General features: G+C 42.2%; 16 protein-coding genes. All 16 read right to left on the reverse strand.

All coding sequences use genetic code 11. The features are described from left to right. Positions 1-12: 12 nt before the first annotated feature. Complete coding sequence (locus tag KPL72_RS06540; RefSeq protein WP_219702244.1) at positions 13-873, reverse strand: efflux RND transporter periplasmic adaptor subunit; 861 nt, start codon at positions 871-873, stop codon at positions 13-15. Positions 874-877: 4 nt separating this feature from the next. After that, positions 878-1,081 carry a DUF1656 domain-containing protein gene (locus KPL72_RS06545; protein ID WP_219702245.1) on the reverse strand — a complete coding sequence of 68 codons (204 nt, stop codon included), beginning with the start codon at positions 1,079-1,081 and terminating at the stop codon, positions 878-880. Positions 1,082-1,220: 139 nt separating this feature from the next. Continuing rightward, positions 1,221-2,531 carry a tRNA lysidine(34) synthetase TilS gene (gene tilS / locus KPL72_RS06550; RefSeq protein ID WP_219702246.1) on the reverse strand — a complete coding sequence of 437 codons (1,311 nt, stop codon included), beginning with the start codon at positions 2,529-2,531 and terminating at the stop codon, positions 1,221-1,223. A gap of 84 nt (positions 2,532-2,615) precedes the next feature. After that, positions 2,616-3,563, reverse strand: a complete 948-nt coding sequence (gene accA / locus KPL72_RS06555; protein ID WP_212918089.1) for an acetyl-CoA carboxylase carboxyl transferase subunit alpha — start codon at positions 3,561-3,563, stop codon at positions 2,616-2,618. Positions 3,564-3,689: 126 nt separating this feature from the next. Beyond that, complete coding sequence (dnaE, locus tag KPL72_RS06560; RefSeq protein ID WP_219702247.1) at positions 3,690-7,166, reverse strand: DNA polymerase III subunit alpha; 3,477 nt, start codon at positions 7,164-7,166, stop codon at positions 3,690-3,692. 4 nt (positions 7,167-7,170) lie between these two features. After that, positions 7,171-7,770, reverse strand: a complete 600-nt coding sequence (gene rnhB / locus KPL72_RS06565) for a ribonuclease HII (protein ID WP_219702248.1) — start codon at positions 7,768-7,770, stop codon at positions 7,171-7,173. Beyond that, positions 7,770-8,927, reverse strand: a complete 1,158-nt coding sequence (gene lpxB, locus KPL72_RS06570; RefSeq protein ID WP_219702249.1) for a lipid-A-disaccharide synthase — start codon at positions 8,925-8,927, stop codon at positions 7,770-7,772. Before lpxB ends, rnhB begins: the two co-directional genes overlap by 1 nt. 64 nt (positions 8,928-8,991) lie before the next feature. Next, positions 8,992-9,768: an acyl-ACP--UDP-N-acetylglucosamine O-acyltransferase gene (lpxA, locus tag KPL72_RS06575; protein ID WP_212918085.1), complete on the reverse strand. Its 777-nt coding sequence runs from the start codon at positions 9,766-9,768 to the stop codon at positions 8,992-8,994. Continuing rightward, on the reverse strand, positions 9,768-10,205 hold the full coding sequence (gene fabZ, locus KPL72_RS06580) for a 3-hydroxyacyl-ACP dehydratase FabZ (protein ID WP_219702250.1): 438 nt from the start codon (positions 10,203-10,205) through the stop codon (positions 9,768-9,770). The genes lpxA and fabZ overlap by 1 nt, the downstream gene beginning before the upstream one ends. A 6-nt stretch (positions 10,206-10,211) precedes the next feature. Continuing rightward, positions 10,212-11,243 (reverse strand): UDP-3-O-(3-hydroxymyristoyl)glucosamine N-acyltransferase, encoded by a 1,032-nt coding sequence (gene lpxD, locus KPL72_RS06585; protein WP_219702251.1) that lies wholly within the window; start codon positions 11,241-11,243, stop codon positions 10,212-10,214. Between the two features lie 3 nt (positions 11,244-11,246). After that, positions 11,247-11,741: an OmpH/Skp family outer membrane protein gene (locus KPL72_RS06590; RefSeq protein WP_212918082.1), complete on the reverse strand. Its 495-nt coding sequence runs from the start codon at positions 11,739-11,741 to the stop codon at positions 11,247-11,249. A 32-nt stretch (positions 11,742-11,773) separates the two neighbouring features. Further along, on the reverse strand, positions 11,774-14,089 hold the full coding sequence (gene bamA / locus KPL72_RS06595) for an outer membrane protein assembly factor BamA (protein WP_346729497.1): 2,316 nt from the start codon (positions 14,087-14,089) through the stop codon (positions 11,774-11,776). Between the two features lie 10 nt (positions 14,090-14,099). Then, on the reverse strand, positions 14,100-15,446 hold the full coding sequence (gene rseP / locus KPL72_RS06600; RefSeq protein WP_219702253.1) for an RIP metalloprotease RseP: 1,347 nt from the start codon (positions 15,444-15,446) through the stop codon (positions 14,100-14,102). Then, the gene (gene ispC, locus KPL72_RS06605; RefSeq protein ID WP_219702254.1) at positions 15,443-16,618 is read right to left on the reverse strand and encodes a 1-deoxy-D-xylulose-5-phosphate reductoisomerase; all 1,176 of its coding nucleotides are present in this window, start codon (positions 16,616-16,618) and stop codon (positions 15,443-15,445) included. Before ispC ends, rseP begins: the two co-directional genes overlap by 4 nt. Continuing rightward, positions 16,618-17,421, reverse strand: coding sequence for a phosphatidate cytidylyltransferase (locus tag KPL72_RS06610; protein WP_219702255.1), 804 nt, complete (start codon positions 17,419-17,421; stop codon positions 16,618-16,620). Before KPL72_RS06610 ends, ispC begins: the two co-directional genes overlap by 1 nt. 2 nt (positions 17,422-17,423) lie before the next feature. After that, positions 17,424-18,155: a polyprenyl diphosphate synthase gene (gene uppS / locus KPL72_RS06615; RefSeq protein ID WP_219702256.1), complete on the reverse strand. Its 732-nt coding sequence runs from the start codon at positions 18,153-18,155 to the stop codon at positions 17,424-17,426. Positions 18,156-18,158 lie beyond the last annotated feature (3 nt).

The following is an 18,158-nucleotide window of genomic DNA, read 5'->3' on the forward strand; positions in this document are numbered from 1 at the left end:
AAGGCTATCTCCTTACTGCTTAGTAAGATGAATAGTGGCCGTCATACCAGCGCTCAATTGTGTTTCTTCTGCTAACGGATCTAACTTGATATCTACAGGAATGCGCTGCGACAAGCGTACCCAGTTAAACGTTTGTTGAATCTGGGGTAAAAGCTGGCCATTACTTTGAGTATTGGTATTCGCGATAGCCTTACCAACACTCACCACATGACCTGTTAGTGGCTTACCGCCACTGAGCAAGGTTATTTTTGCTTCTTGATTCAAATGAACCAATGGTATTTTGGTTTCCTCAAAATAGCCTGTTACATAAAATGAATCAGACCGAACAATGGCAAAAACCGAGGCTCCTTGGCCGACATAATTTCCCTGACGTAAATTCAAGTTAATAATATGACCTGACACGGGGGCACGCACTTGAGTTCGGTCTAAATTAAGCTGAGCTGTCGCTTGCTGGGCTACAGCCAAATCATAATTTGCTTTGGCGATTTCAGTACTGATACGAGAAGACTCTAAATCTTCGGCGCTAATGGCTTTTTGACTAAGCAATGCAGTACGTCGTTCGTACTTATGTTTTGCCAATTGCCAAGAATACAAAGCATTTTCTGTGTTGGCTTTACTTTGATTAAATACCGCTTGATAACGCTTTTGATCAACACTGAACAGTAAATCACCTTCTTTAACGGCCTGATCATTGGTGATATTCAGATTCGTTACCCAACCAGACACATCAGGTGCAACCGTCACTATGTCTGCACGAATACGGCCATCACGAGTCCAAGGGGAATGCATATAATCATTCCATACCCAGCGTCCAGCAAAAATAGCAGCCACAACAACCAACACAGTCAAAAGAATACGTAGATATTTCGCCATTGATTTATCTTCCACCTAATAAATAAACAGTTAGTGCCAAGTAACAAACAAATAATGACACTTCAAACCAAGCCACTCGCCAAATACGATCGTGCCAGTCCAAGCGATGAAGAGCAAAACGAGTTAACGCTGCCAATAAGAAAGCAATAGGAAAATAAACAACCAAAGGACTAAATTCTAAGCCACCAAAAACAACCACATGAAGCATTATAAATATCCTGTCGTTAAGACATTAGACAGTGTTACGAATCACTCAAAAACAGATAACCTATTAAGAATAGAATTTTATCGCGATAACACCAACTAAATGTGCAGCTAACAGCTAAATAAAAACACAATAATAACAACTAGCTAGAATTGGACTTTAGCAATGGTAGCGTTGAACTCGGTTGCCATTTAATCCTGAGATAAGAATAACTTGGATGCTGCCAAAGATCGCCAATAGCAACTAGGGTATCACCCAGATACAGATAAGGGAGATGATCCCTCCACCAGCTAGGGATAGCTTCATCGTTAAGCCACTTTTTTAGCTTACGAGTTTTACCATTGGACATCAGTAAACTCTCTCCCCGAGGACGAACTTTCAATACACAAAAATCGCTACCAGTTACACAAATACTATCAAAAGGACGCTGCAATATTTCACCAGAGACTAAAACAGACAGTTTCACAGCATTATCAGGAGGCAGAAGATAAACCGCATTTTGATGCCGCATAATACGACCACCGGGAAATTCAAATTCAGGTTGCTTATCCTCTGCTGCAGAAAACATAGCTTCTACGCTTTCTAGCTGAGATTGTGTCAATGAAACACCTTTCCCCTGTAACAAATGTCGCCACCAAAACAGTCTCTCATCCATAGGTTTATCATTAATATAAGATAGATCCAACCCACCAAATTCATTGCACCAAGCCGTTAGTTGCTGCTGTGCGAATCGAGAAAGCATAGTGTAATCCGTCGCAATACGTCGTGTACTGGAGAGGATATTTTGCTCCATTTTCGGAAAGCGCTTTTTTAGACCAGGCACGACACTTTGTCGAAGAAAGTTACGGGTAAAGTGCTCGTCAATATTAGACTCATCATGAATCCACTCAAGCTGATGCAGCTGAGCATAATCCTCAATATCATTTTTTGAAGCCGCTAACAGAGGACGAATCAAACAAGCATTACCAAGTGACCTTTGGTATGGAATACCAGATAATCCTTTCCCCCCCGTCCCTCGCAATAAACGAAACAACACAGTTTCAACCTGATCGCCAGCATGATGAGCGAGCAAAATTATATCCTGATCACCCATGACCTTCTGAAAAGCATGATAACGAGCATTACGAGCGGCATCTTCTAAAGAAGCTTGAACCTCTAACTGCACGCGTTGAGCAACAAAAGACACACCAAGCTTGCCACAAGTCGCCTCACAATGCGCTAGCCAATCATCGGCATTAGCACTCAAACCATGATGTACATGAAGAGCTGCGAGCTTTTGTTTTTGTTCAACAGATATTTGATTCGCCAAAGCATGAAGTAATACATGAGAATCTACCCCGCCACTAAAACCAATCCAGACTTTATTCGCCGTCGAAAATACAGAGCTAACCCACTCAGCGTTAAATCTAAGGGGAGATGCAGAAATAAGTGGTTTAGATATGGAACGTTTCATCATAAGGTCTAGGTGCAAAACATCTTAAACGTAAGAAACAAAAAAGCCCCCTAAATATAGGAGGCTTTTTAAAGAAACTAAAAATTATAGACCGTAAGACATCAAACGGTTGTAACGACGAGCTAACAACTCTTCTGTCGTTAAAGCTTCCATACGATCCAACGCCGCAAGAACATTTTTCTTTAGGCTCTGAGCCATTTCTTCATGAGAAATATGCGCACCACCAAGAGGCTCTTGGATAATATTATCAACAAAACCTAACTCTTGTAGACGCTGAGCCGTAATACCCATGGCTTTCGCGGCATCAGAAGCACGATCTGCACTTTTCCATAAAATAGAAGCACAGCCTTCTGGTGAAATAACAGAGTAAGTACCGTATTGCAGCATCATTAGCTCATCACAAACGCCTATTGCCAAAGCACCACCAGAACCACCTTCACCAATTACTGTAGAAATAATCGGCGTTTTAAGGCGAGACATAACTGCCAAATTAAAAGCAATTGCTTCACTTTGACCACGCTCTTCCGCGCCGATACCAGGATAGGCTCCAGGTGTGTCAATTAATGTCACGATAGGCATATTGAAACGTTCAGCCGTTTCCATCAAACGTAGCGCTTTACGGTAACCTTCAGGTCGAGGCATACCAAAGTTACGAAGTACTTTTTCTTTTACTTCACGGCCTTTTTGGTGGCCAATCACCATTACTGGACGGCCATCTAAACGAGCAATACCACCTACAATGGCACGGTCGTCAGCATAATGACGATCACCATGCATTTCTTCAAAATCTGTAAAAGCGTGCTTAATATAATCAAGAGTATATGGGCGCTTTGGGTGACGCGCTAACTGAGAAACTTCCCATGCCCCTAAATTACTAAATAGGCTCTTGGTTAGCGCTATTTTTTTATCTTCAAGACGACTAATTTCATCGCTTATGTTGAGTTCATTATCGTTACCGACTAAACGTAACTCTTCAATTTTCTGTTCGAGCTCAGCAATCGGCTGCTCAAAAGGGAGATAATTTAAATTCATGGTTTAATTACACTACTGTTTGGTTGCCATCAAATACAAAGGCAAAAGGCGGCTAGCCGTTTGCTCTATAGCTCTTTTCAAGCGTATCGCTACGCTGCATTCCATTGCTAAAACTATTAAATGAGTCTAAGTATACACTAACTGAACATTTTGTTTACCGTATTGTTTCTGAAGTTGGTGAATTAATTCGTCATCCGGACGAACTTTCCAACCTGATCCCAAGCGTATGTCACCACATGCTTGCGGCGTATCAAACCCTATCACCACATCGCAGCCATCGCCCCGGTATGATTCCATATAGTTTGCTAATGTCTGTATTTCTGTTGGTGTTACTGTCTCTGACGTCCACGTAATTCGCAATGCTTCCACATAACGAACTCGAGCCTGAGCAATATCTAGAATATTTCTAGCAATAACTTTTTGTCCACCACGAAATTCATCAACGGTAATTTCACCTTCAACTATGACCACCTCATCTTTGACAATAACGTCTTTAAAGGTGTCGTAGTTATCAGGAAATACCGTCACTTCTATTCGAGCAGAACGGTCATCTAATGTGACAAAGGCGATGTTACCACCTTTTTTGCTCTTGGTAATACGCAAGTCAACGATCAGACCCGCCATAACCTGCGTATCACCACGCTTTGGTTGTAAATCCACAATTTTTGAACGAACAAAGCGACGAATCTCTTTTTCATATTCATCAATTGGATGACCTGTCACATACAAGCCAAGCGTATCTTTCTCGCCATCAAGACGCTGACGTGGTGGCCACTCATGCTGAATACCGATTTCCTTATAAGCATCCTCGGTATTTTCTTCTACCGCGATACCAAATAGATCCATCATGCCAGCATCTTGGTTTTTAGCGTCTTGCACGGCTCTTTTCAATGCTTCGTCAATACAAGCAAACAAGGTTGCTCGATTCGGGCCTATAGTGTCAAACGCTCCGGAACGAACCAAAGCCTCCATAACACGTTTGTTAACTTTACGTCCAACTCGTTGGCAAAAATCAAAAATATGCTCGAAAGGACCTTCTTTGCGAGCTTCTACAATGGCTTCAATCGGACCTTCACCCACCCCTTTAATCGCCCCAAGCCCATAGACTATGGCACCCTTTGGATTAACGGTAAATTTGAAAACGGACTCATTAACGTTAGGCAGTTCTAATGCCAACTTCATTGAGCGACATTCTTCAATGAAGATGACGATCTTATCCGTATTCTGCATATCGGCAGACAATACCGCTGCCATGAACGGCGCTGGATAATGATTTTTTAGCCAAGCTGTTTGATAAGAAACCAGTGCATAGGCCGCCGAGTGAGATTTGTTAAAACCATAACCAGCGAATTTTTCCATCAGGTCAAATATGTTGCCTGATAAATCCTTATCTACATTGTTTTTAAGCGCGCCTTCCATGAAGATCAAACGCTGCTCAGCCATAACTTCAGCTTTCTTCTTACCCATAGCACGACGAAGTAAGTCAGCGCCACCGAGAGAGAACTTAGCCAATACCTGAGCAATCTGCATTACCTGCTCTTGATACAAGATAATGCCGTAAGTTGGTTCCAATACAGGAATCAAATCTTGATGTTGATAATCTGGATGAGGGAAAGCCAGCTCAGCACGACCGTGTTTACGATTGATAAAGTCGTCCACCATGCCTGAACCCAATGGGCCGGGACGATATAAAGCCACCAAGGCGATAATATCTTCAAAGCGCGAAGGCAAAAGCTTTTTAATCAATTCTTTCATACCACGTGATTCCAGCTGGAATACCGCGGTGGTTTCAGCTCGCTTCAATAGGTCATAAGTTGATTTATCTTCAAGATCTATCAGAGAAATATCGAGCGGTGGCTTGCCTTCCAACTTATTAATGGCGTCAATATTTTTAACGGCCCAATCTACAACTGTTAGCGTTTTCAAACCCAAGAAGTCGAACTTTACCAACCCCGCTTCTTCTACATCGTTCTTATCGTATTGGGTAACCAGACCAGAACCGTCTTCTTCACAATAAAGCGGGGCAAAATCAATTAGCTTAGTTGGCGCGATTACCACGCCACCAGCGTGCTTGCCAAAGTTACGAACCACACCTTCTAAAGAAATCGCCATCTCCATGACTTCAGCAGCGTCTTCATCGCCAGCTAAAAATTCAGGTAAAGCAGGCTCTTCTTCCAAGGCTTTCTTAAGCGTCATACCTATTTCAAAGGGGATCAGTTTAGACAACTTATCCCCTAAACTATAAGGCTTACCTTGAACCCTTGCTACATCTCGAACCACGGCTTTTGCCGCCATTGCACCGAATGTAATAATCTGAGACACCGCATCACGCCCGTAAGTACGCGACACATAATCGATCACTCGGTCACGGTTATCCATACAGAAATCGATGTCAAAGTCAGGCATGGATACCCGCTCTGGGTTCAAGAATCGCTCAAATAGTAAATCGTATTCGAGTGGGTCAAGATCGGTAATTTTAAGGGCGTAAGCCACCAAAGAACCGGCACCAGAACCACGCCCTGGCCCAACGGGAATATCGTTGTCTTTAGCCCACTGGATAAAATCCATTACGATCAAGAAATAACCTGGAAACCCCATTTGGTTAATAATAGTTAATTCAAAATCCAAACGATCCCAATATTCCTGACGGCGCTTTTCGATACGTTCGCCATATTTTTTGGTGAGGAAATTAAAACGCTCTATCAAGCCGTCATAAGATAGCTTGCTAAAGAACTCCTCCATTGTCATACCTTCAGGTACAGGATAGTCCGGCAAAAAATACTCGCCTAACAGAACATCAACGCTGCAGCGCTTAGCTATTTCTACGGTATTTTCTAGCGCCTCAGGAATATCTTGAAAAAGCTCCGCCATTTCTTCTGGCGTTTTAAAATATTGCTCTTCGGAATAACGACGCTTGCGACGCGGATCATCCAAGGTCACACCATCATGAATACAAACCCGCGCTTCATGAGCCTCAAAGTTCTCACGCTTTAGAAAACGTACGTCATTGGTTGCCACAACAGGACAATCTAGCTCGCCAGCCAATGGTACTACTGCATGAATATAGCTTTCTTCGCCAGGACGACTGGTTCGTTGCAACTCGACATAAAAACGATTGGGGAATATTGACATCCAATGTGCCAATCGATTTTTGGCCTGCTCGTGTCGACCTTTTTGTAGTAGGTAACCAATATCCCCAAAACCAGCACCAGATAATGCAATAACATCCTCGCTATGGGCTTCTATCCATTCACGCTGAACGATAGGACGACCTTCTACCTGCCCTAGCTGATAGCCCTTCGAAATAATGGCGATAATGTTTTTATAACCCTTATTTGATGTCGCTAATAAGGTAAATCGATAACGAGAATCCACATCATCGTCTTCGGCAACAACAACATCCGCACCACAAATAGGCTTAATGCCTTTTTCCATAGCCCCTTTATAAAAGCGTACAAAACCACATAGGTTATTTTCGTCCGTAATAGCGACAGCAGGCATAGACATAAACTCGGTAGTACCGAGCAAGCCTTTTATTTTCACCAAGCCATCCACCAAGGAAAACTCGGTATGGACTCGTAGATGTATAAATGACGTGGACAAAATATTATCCCTCTAAAATCTTCTTAACTGGACCAAAACTGCGTCTATGAATCGGCGTAATGCCATGCAAACGAATCGCTTCTAGATGCTGGGCAGTAGGGTAACCTTTATGTTTTTCAAAGCCATATTCTGGGTAAATCTGTGCAGCTTGTAGAATATCTCTATCACGAGTGACTTTCGCCAAAATAGAAGCAGCCGAAATAGCTGCTTGCCGAGCATCGCCTTTCACCACAGCTTCTGCAGAACAAGGTAAATGGGGCGGAATACGATTACCGTCAACCAATACATGTTCAGGCACAATGGAAAGTAAAGCAACAGCACGAGACATTGCCAGCATACTGGCATGCAGGATATTTATCTCGTCAATTTCTTCTATCGTGGCGCTAGCAATACCATAAGCCAAGGCTTTTTCTTGTATTTCAACAAATAAAGCTTCGCGCTTTTTCTCACTTAACTTTTTGGAGTCTGCTAACCCAATAATAGGTCGTGCAGGATCTAAAATCACCGCAGCAGCAACCACCTCTCCTGCTAACGGACCTCTACCAGCTTCATCAGTCCCAGCCAATAAATTTCCAAAATATACCTGACTAACAAAAGGCTCCATTATTTCCCTTTTCCTTCAAGCATAGTAACAATTGCTTGCGCTGCCTGCGCACCTGCATTTTTTCGTAACATAGTATGCAAATCGAGATACTTAGCTTGAATCGTTTTATCGGTTATAAAAGACCGCCAAGTTTGTAACAATCGTGTCGCCAAATTATCTGGCGTCGCATCATCCTGAAGAAGCTCAGGTACTAACGCTTCATTAGCCAACAAATTAGGCAAAGAAACATAAGGAACTTTAACCATTCTAGACATGATAGCGAAAGTAAGCTTATTGACCCGATAAGACACAACCATTGGCCGCTTCACTAACATGGCCTCTAATGCGGCCGTCCCAGAAGCCAGCAAGATAGCGTCTGATGCCGCCATAACCGTACGTGATTGCCCATCGATTAAAATCGCTTCGGCATTAGCTTCATGCAATATTGCTTCTATTTGGTTGCGTCGGTCTTTATTCGATGCTGGAATCAAAAATCTAGCAGATGGCTCTTTCTGCTTAATCAGCTTAATGGTTTCAATAAAAAGCGGCGCCAAACGAGACACTTCACCTTCACGAGACCCAGGTAAAATACCAAAAATAGGACCATTAATAGACCCTAGATTAAGCTTTTCTCTGGCAAGAGTAGCATCACTTTCAAGAGGTATATCATCCGCTAACGTATGCCCAACACAAACTACCGGAATCTTATGTTCATGGTAAATAGGCAATTCAAACGGAAAAAGTGCCAACATAAGATCAACAGATTTTTTGATATTAAAAATACGTTTTTGGCGCCACGCCCAAACGGACGGACTAACATAATGAATCGTCGGTATGCCGGCTTGTTTTAATTTTCTCGCAAGCGGAATATTAAAGTCGGGTGAATCTATACCGATAAAAGCGGTTGGAGGATTTTTTAAGCAAGACTGATATAGGCGCTTACGAATGCCCAAAAGCTCTCTAAGACGCCCTAAGACTTCGACTAATCCCATGACAGACAATCGATCCATTGGCACAATACTATTGAACCCTTGCGCTTCCATTAATGGACCACCAATTCCTTCAAAAATCGCATCTGGTTGTAACATCTTTAGGTGAGCAATCAAATTTGCGCCCAAAATATCACCCGAAGCTTCACCAGCTACCAACACATAACGTGTCGCAGACGTTACTTGCATTTATACAACCTCTAATAATAAAAAACCCCGAAACAGTCCGGGGTTTTCTTTTAAAACATGGTGCCTATCGAACAATTCCACGTTTTGAACGCCGAATTGACAAAATGTACTCTGCCACCTCAGGAATATGAAATATATCCCCTTGTTCAAGCTCTAGTAACGCAGACTCTAAGGTTAAGCCCTTTAGGTATACTGTCTTGTATGCAGTGCGTAATGCTCGAATAACTTCTGCAGGTACGCCTCGACGACGCATCCCCTCAAAGTTCATTCCGTGTGCTTTAGCTGGACTACCGGAAACCATGACATACCGAGGCACATCTTTAGAAACCATTGACCCCATACCACACATGCTAAAGGAGTTAACCTGACAAAACTGATGAATACCTGTGTATCCACCAAGGATTACATGATCACCAACTGTCACATGCCCTGCAAGGGCTGCAAAGTTCGCTAATATATTGTGATCACCCACAATGCAATCATGACCAACGTGCGTACTTGCCATAAACAAGTTATGACTACCTACCGTCGTAATACCATTGTCTTGAATAGTACCGCGATGAATTGTCGCATTCTCACGAATAACATTACTGTCACCAATCACAAGCTGTGTTGGCTCACCCTTATACTTTTTGTCTTGGTTCGCTTCTCCAACAGAAGCAAACTGATAAATCTCATTATTACACCCTATTGTCGTATGACCATTAATGACAACATGAGATTTAATAATACTACCAGCACCAATTTTTACATTCGGTCCGATTACACAAAAAGGACCAATCTCCACGCTGGAGTCAATCTCTGCTTTCGAATCGATCAAAGTAGTTGGATGTATCGCCACTATATATTCCTGACTGCACACAAAATAGTTGCAGAACAAGCTAACTGACCGTCAACTGTTGCTCTACATTCGAATTTCCAAATGCCGCGTTTTTCAGTAATTATTTTTGCTTCTAATTGCAAACGATCCCCTGGCACAACTGGTCGCTTAAAACGCGTATTATCTGCGCCTACAAAATAATAGATAAAACCATCTTCTGGTTTTTTCTCCATTGTTTTGAAACCCAATACACCGGCTGCCTGAGCCATGGCTTCAATAATTAATACACCGGGCATTATTGGATGGTCTGGAAAATGGCCATTAAAAAAAGGCTCATTAATCGTTACATTTTTATAGGCTATAATGGAATCGTTCAGATTTAACTCAACAACACGATCTACTAATAAAAATGGGTACCTTTGAGGTAAATACTGACGAATTTCATTTATGTCCATCATTAAACATCAACCTTTTTCTGAAAGCTTTTTAATTTGTTGTCCCAGTGATGAGATCTGCTTTGCCATATTATCAATTCGTCTAAATCTTGCGACTGAACGTCGCCACTTAGCAGTAGGCTCCATCCCCGTACCTGAAGAATATGAACCGGCCTCCTCAATGGATCTGGTTATCATAGTCATCCCTGTAATATGAGTGTTATCAACTATTGAAATATGACCAGCAAGCCCTGCCCCACCAGATATAGTACAGGAAGCACCTATTTTCACACTACCTGCAATCCCGACACATCCTGCAATCGCCGTATTATCGCCAATTACGACGTTATGAGCAATTTGTACTTGGTTATCTATTTTAACACCATTACCTATCTGCGTATTCTCTATAGCACCACGATCAACTGTTGAATTCGCCCCTATTTCAACATTATTACCGATAACGACAGAGCCTAGCTGATCAATTTTCTCCCAAAACACATCATTTGGAGCAAAGCCAAAACCATCAGCTCCAATCACGGTACCGCTATGAATAATGCACGCATCACCAACTTCGACATCATGATAAAGAGTGACATTAGGGTATAGACGAGAACCCTGACCAATTTTAACACCTCGACTAAGAACACAACCTGCGCCAATGACACAACCTTCCGCAATCAAGACATCATCATCAATCACAGCATTAGGCCCTACCACGACATTTTCAGCTATTGTCGCTTTAGGCGATACTACCGCACTTTGATGAATACCAGACCAACCATGTGTTGCTGGCACAAAAAGATGTGATATTTGAGCAAACGCTAAATAAGGATTGGAAACAATAATGGCATTACCCACTAATTGAGCCAGCTCTTCCGTTTTTACAAGGACTGCACCTGCAGATGTCGACCCAAGCAGACTTTGATACTTGGAATTTGCTAAAAAGCTCAGCTCGTTTTGAGTCGCATTTTCTAGCGACCCTAATTTATCTATAACTAGATCAGCATCACCCTTTACAACACCCTGCACCTTGGCGGCTAATTGTCCTAGCGTATAACTCATAGATTAATTATCCTTATTAATACGTTTTACTAATTCATCTGTAATATCCGCATTTGCGTCCGCATACAAACTTAACTGTCTATTTAGTACCAATTCTAATTTACGCTCTTCAATCAAAGACTTTAGAGCGGCTTCACCTTTGGGCGTCAAAGATTGTATTAATTGTTGTTCTAACTCTTTAGCCTGACGCTGCATATTTGCAGCCATTGCTCGAACTTGATTTTGGCGCTCACCTAATTGCTGACGACGTTTTTTGAATTCATCCTCAGACAATGTTAATTCATCACGCTTCAAATCTTTTGCTGATGCCTCAAGATCTTCTTGCTCTTTCTTCAAGCGAGCATCCATCTCGGCCACTTTTTTCTTAGGCTCTTTGGCCGCTTCTTGACCAGCATTACTTTGTAACAGAGCCGCTCTGAAATCAACCACAGCAACTTCGGTTGCTTGCACACTACCAATAAAGCATAGAGTAAAAATCACAGTTATGAGTTTTTTCATTTTTAAAATCCTATTACATAGTACTTTTCAAATTAAAAAGTCGTTCCTAATTGGAACTGGAAGAAATCTGTTTTATCGCCACTTCTTGAATTCAAAGGACGTGCAAAGTTAAATGACAGAGGTGCAATCGGTGTAATCCATGTCCAACTTAAACCAACACTATAACGTAGCTCAGCGGGATCTATACCTTCATTACACTCACTATTACCGGCAAGACAAGTATCAGTAAATACGTTACCACCATCCAAGAATAAAGCGGTTCTTACAGACTTATGATCCTCCACCATAGGCAATGGGAAAATAAGCTCAGCCGACGCTGTCATCAGAATATTACCACCTAGTGCAGAAGTACTATTGCTCGACCCGGCATCATAAGAGTTTTTAGGCCCCAAGGATGAAGCACCATACCCTCGTACGGAATAAGACCCACCAGCAAAATAGTTTTCAAAGAAAGGAAGGGTATCAGTATCCCCATAGCCTTTACCGTAACCTAAGCGCCCTTTCAAATGGAACAACCACAAATCTGAGCCATTCAAATTCCAAAAACGCTGAGAAGTTAGACCTAATTTAGTGTATTGCTGATCACCAACAGGCAAGGCAACTTCTAATGTAGCTTTTGTTGAATAACCATTTGTCGGTAATACACCACCAACCAAATCGCTATCACTCCAAGTTAGACTTGCAATAACGTCATCATAGTTATCACCTTGATTATCCACATAGTCTTTTGTTTCATTGGATGGGTCATAACCCAATTTCACCGTACTTTCTTTTACAGTCATACCGAACGATAGACGCTGAGTATCAGAAATCGGATAACCGTAACTAACCCCTGCACCAATTTCGTCTAGATCGTAATCTTCCACATCATCGTCGGCATGATCACTAGTTTTATAGAAAAGCTGGAAACCACGACTCACGCCATCTACAGTAAAGTATGGATTATCGTAGCTAACAGAATAATCTTGCGTTTGATTGGTACGTTGCGCATTAAAAGACAGCTTATTACCTGTTCCTAAAAAGTTACGCTTCGAAATACCAAAACCAAGCACCGTACCATCTTCTTGTGAATAACCAATACTAGCTTGAATACTGCCTGATGCTTGCTCCTGCACTACAACATCAAGGTCAACCTGATCAGACGTTCCCGCCACAGGTCGTGTACGTAAATCAACACTACCAAAGAAACCAAGTCGCTCAATACGACGCTTAGATGATTGGATTTTAGAGTGCGTTGCTAAAGCCCCTTCGAATTGCGTCATTTCACGGCGCAACACTTCATCTTGTGTTTCACTATTTCCACTGAAAGTGATGCGACGCACATAGACCTTAGGTCCTGGTGCTATTTGATAACTAAGATTAACAGTATGGTTATCTAGCTTCTCAGGAATAACATTTACGTTAGTGAACAAATAACCATCATCACCTAACTCAGTCGAAATACCTTCAATAATTTTTGTCACTTCACTACGAGAAAAAACGTCGCCTTTTTTCTGAGTGATTTGCTTCCAAACACGATCTTCAGCAATAGGCAAACTGCCACTCAAAGTAACGTCATTAATACTATAAGGTTTACCTTCATCGACGTTAATAACGATATAAACATCACGTTTATCTGGTGACAAACTCACTTGACTTGAAACCACATTAAAATCTAAATAGCCCTTATCCATATAAAAGCTTTTTAGAGTGTTAATATCCCCTTCAATTTTAGCCTTAGCATACTCATCAGCCGAACTGAAGGGATTCCATGAGCCAGTTTCAGCAGATTCGAAATCTTTGGTTAATGTTTCTTCGTCAAAATCTTTATTGCCAACAATATTGATATGAACAATTTTAGCGGTATCACCCTCATCAATATTAATCACAATTCCAGTTCGGTTACGCGGCATATCTTCAATAGAAATATCGACCTTCGCACTGTAACGCCCCAAAGCGTAATACTGACGCTGCAACTCTTGTACTATCTGATTTAGAGTTTCTGGCTTATATATCTCACCAACCTCCAAACCTGACAGCTTCAAACCTCGTTCTAAATCTTCGGTTTTAATGAGATCGTTACCTTCAATCGTCAAATTACCAATTGAAGGCCGCTCTTCAACATCAAAAACCAAGACGTCATTATCTTCATAAACATCGATGTTACTAAAGTAACCCGTATTAAAAAGAGAGTTAATCGCTTGATACACTTTATTGGAGTCATAGGACTCACTTTTATCAAAGCCTATAACATCAAATGCTCTAGCTGATGGCATTTGTACTAAGCCATCAATTCGCACGTCCTCTACCGTTTTTGCAAAACTCTGCACGCTTATTAAAGCCAAAAATACTGCTGAAACGACTTTCACATATACCTCTCTACAAGCGGGCAATATCATTAAAAATGGCAACAGCCATTAGAGCAAATAAAAGAGAAGCACCAACTCGATAAGCCATACTCTGGATTTTCTCAGAGACAGGCTTTCGACGAATAGCTTCAATGCCAAAAAATAACAAATGCCCACCATCTAACATTGGAATAGGCAACAAATTAAGTACCCCCAAACTAACACTGAGGTAAGCCATAAATTTCAAAAAAGATTGCAAACCTGAATCTGCTGACGCACTCGCCACTTTTGCAATCGTTATCGGTCCAGATAGATTATCAACAGAAATCAATCCCTGTAACATCTTCCCGATAGAAGAAACTGTTAAAGATACCATCTTAGAGGTCTGTGCAACACCATAAGAGAGGGCTTCTAGTGGACCATAGTAACGTTCTCTAATAAGATCTTCATCCCATTTTGGCGGAACCACTGCCAATCCAGCATATCCTATCGTTTTGCCATTTTGCTCGGTAGATTTAGGCAATAATAATAATTCCAAAAAATCTTGCGAGCGCTGCACATCAACCTTCAACGTCTTATTGGGATTTGCTTGAACCAATGCAACAACTTGCTGCCAGTTAGAAACAGGCTGATCATTTATCCCTAAAATCTTATCGCCTGCTTGAAACCCTGCTGCAGACGCAGCGCCATCACCAACAACCTGAGCAATAATAGGAAGCACTTCAGGCTGCCATGGCGATAGTCCAAACGCTCGTATCAAATTACTTGGCTCATCGCCAACCAACCATCGATTTAGCTCTACCGTATCCTCCTGCAAAGAACCCAACCCTTCAGGTTGGTAACGAACGATAATGGTTCCTGTTTTACCGATCAAGCCTGCTAGCACTAAATTTACATCTTCCCATGACGCTACCGGTTCACCAGCAAGAGAAACAAGCTCGTCTCCTGCCTTAATTTGAGTTTGAGAAACAGGAGTATTTTGATCAATAAAACCGATTTTTGGAGCAACAGATTGAACACCCAGCAAAGCAACAATTGCATAGATAACAATTGCCAAAATAAAATTGGCAACAGGACCTGCTGCGACAATAGCAATGCGCTGCCAAACACTCTTTGTATTAAACGCTTGGCCTCTCAACTCCGCAGGAACACTACCCTCACGCTCATCAAGCATTCGCACATAGCCGCCAAGAGGTATCATTGCCAATGTAAATTCCGTTCCCGTTTTACCGACATAACGATAAATCGGTTTTCCGAAACCCACAGAAAAACGCAACACTTTGACACCACAACGACGAGCAACAAAAAAGTGCCCAAATTCATGAAAAGTAATGAGAAGGCCTAAAGCAACAACAATAGAAAGAATATTCTGTATCATGAAAAATTACCGCTAGAAATCATATCCAGTGCCAAATGGCGTGAATATCGATCAGCTTCGAAAACATCATCAAGGTCATTCACAGTAACCACATTCGCTGCCATCAATACCCGCTCATTCAGCTTTGCAATATCAAGAAAACCAATCTGACGACTCAAAAAAGCCGCTACCGCAATTTCGTTTGTTGCATTCAATACAGCCATCGCTGTACCGCCCATAAACCAAGCATCTGCGGCCAATTTCAAATTAGGGAAACGTATCAAATCAGGAGATTCAAAATTCAAACGAGCAATATCGATCAAATTTAAAGATGGGACATTTGTCTCGACACGGCTTGGCCAACTCATGCCGTAAGCTATTGGAATTTTCATATCAGGATTCCCCATCTGTGCAATCACAGACCCATCAAGATATGACACCATCGAGTGAATGATACTTTCAGGATGAACAACAACATCCACCTGATCCGGTGTGACATCAAACAACCAGCACGCCTCAATTAACTCTAAACCTTTATTCATCAAGGAAGCTGAATCTATGGATATTTTTTGCCCCATGGACCAGTTTGGATGCTTACACGCCTGTTCAGGAGTAACTGAAGCCATCTCACTTAAAGACCAAGTTCTAAAAGGCCCTCCAGAAGCTGTCAAAATCACCTTAGCAACGTCTTGCTTATGCGCACCACGAGCTGTTTGAGGCAGACTCTGATAAATTGCATTGTGCTCACTATCGATAGGAAGAAGCATAACATCATGACGAGCTACTTCGTCCATGAAGAGCTTACCGGCGGTTACCAAGGACTCTTTATTAGCTAACAGTGTTCGCTTACCAGCACGTATGCCAGCCAAAGTAGGCTTTAGCCCAGCAAAGCCCATGATAGCAGCCATAACCTGATCAACAGCAGAGTCAGAGGCAATGCTATCCAAAGCATCTTCCCCCCACTCAAACGAGATGGCTAAACCTTGACACTGTTGAGCCAATTCATCTCGCGCCTTTTGCGAGCCCATTACGACACGCTGAGGCTCGAAGCGACGACATATATCCGCCATTTTATCAACACTTTCATTCGCCGATGCGCTAATCAAGGCAAATTTATCTGGGTGCTGAGCAATAATATCTAGGGTACTTTGACCAATCGACCCAGTTGCACCTAACAAGCAGATTCCTTGCATCAAAGCCATCCTGCCAAACTAAGCAATAAAACATAAATAGGAGCGGCGGCAGTCAAACTATCAACACGATCCATAATACCACCATGACCAGGAATAAGATGACTAGAGTCCTTCACCCCCTCATGGCGCTTAAATAAACTTTCCGTCAAATCACCTAACACCGAAACAAACGATGTTATTAACGCGATAACAGCCAACACGCACCAATTAGAAAGAGTGAAATCACTTAATGTTGCAAAAATAATCACACCAACCTGGGTTAATACGACCCCACCAATAACACCCTCCCAGGATTTCCCTGGGCTTACAAAGCGTGCAAGCTTTCTTTTACCAAATGCTCTCCCTGCGAAATAGGCACCGGAATCCGCCCCCCAGATCAAGCCCATAAGAAGCAACACCCAGACAACAAAATTGTCTGATTGTTTTAACACGACTAAAGCAGACCAAGTGGTCACCAACACGAGAATACCGAACAGCAAACGACTAAAAACATGTTTCCAAATTAGTTCTGTTGGATAACGCATTACCCAATATAATGCGAGCAACCATAATATCGGGCTTAAATTGAGTAAGGCCTTTTGCACGCCATAATGAAAGACTAAGAAGCAGATCCCCCCAATAAGAGCTGCAAAGAAAATACGCCCGAAATGATTCGTCACACCAGACAAGCGCGCCCATTCCCATCCGGCCAAGAACACGACAGCCCCCATAGCCAAAATAAAACTAGAGGCCTCTAATACAAACACGGCGCAAATAAACAAAACAGCCATAACGATGGCACTAAGAATTCTAGGGAGTAACATGGTTATCGACCACCATAACGACGTTGACGGTTTTGATAAGTCCGAATAGCCTCATCAAAATGTTTTTGATCAAAATCCGGCCACAACACCGGAAGAAAAACAAACTCGGAGTAAGCCGTTTGCCAAAGCAAAAAATTACTAATACGCTCTTCTCCAGAGGTACGAATCAGCAGATCTGGCGCAGGCAAATCAGCTAATTGCATATGTTCGGCTAATACAGCCTCTGTAATATCTTCTGGTGAAAGCTCTCCCTGTGAAACTTGTTCAGCCACCGCTTTCGCGGCTTGAGCAATATCCCAACGCCCACCATAATTTGCAGCAATCACCAAGGTCATTTGATCATTGTCTTTTGTAGCATCTTCAACATTTTTGATTTGCTTTTGCAAACCTACACTGAAACCAGAAAGGTCACCTATCACTCTAAGCCTGATCTTATGTTCATTTAATCGTTTAAGCTCTTTCTTCAAAGACCGCATAAACAATGTCATCAGCCCATCCACTTCTAGCTTTGGACGCTTCCAGTTTTCACTAGAAAACGCAAACAACGTCAACACTTCGACACCAGACTTAGCTGAAGCCTCAACCACTCGTCGAACAGCTGCGGCTCCTGCTGTATGGCCAGCAATACTCGGAAGGTGTTTTTTCTTTGCCCAGCGGTTATTACCATCCATTATGATAGCAATATGAGCTGGACTGACAGCTGAATCAAAATCAGCGCCATCCAATTCAGACATAGC

Origin of the sequence: Marinomonas lutimaris (genome assembly GCF_019426345.1) — a bacterium.
In the GTDB taxonomy this organism is placed as follows: domain Bacteria; phylum Pseudomonadota; class Gammaproteobacteria; order Pseudomonadales; family Marinomonadaceae; genus Marinomonas; species Marinomonas lutimaris.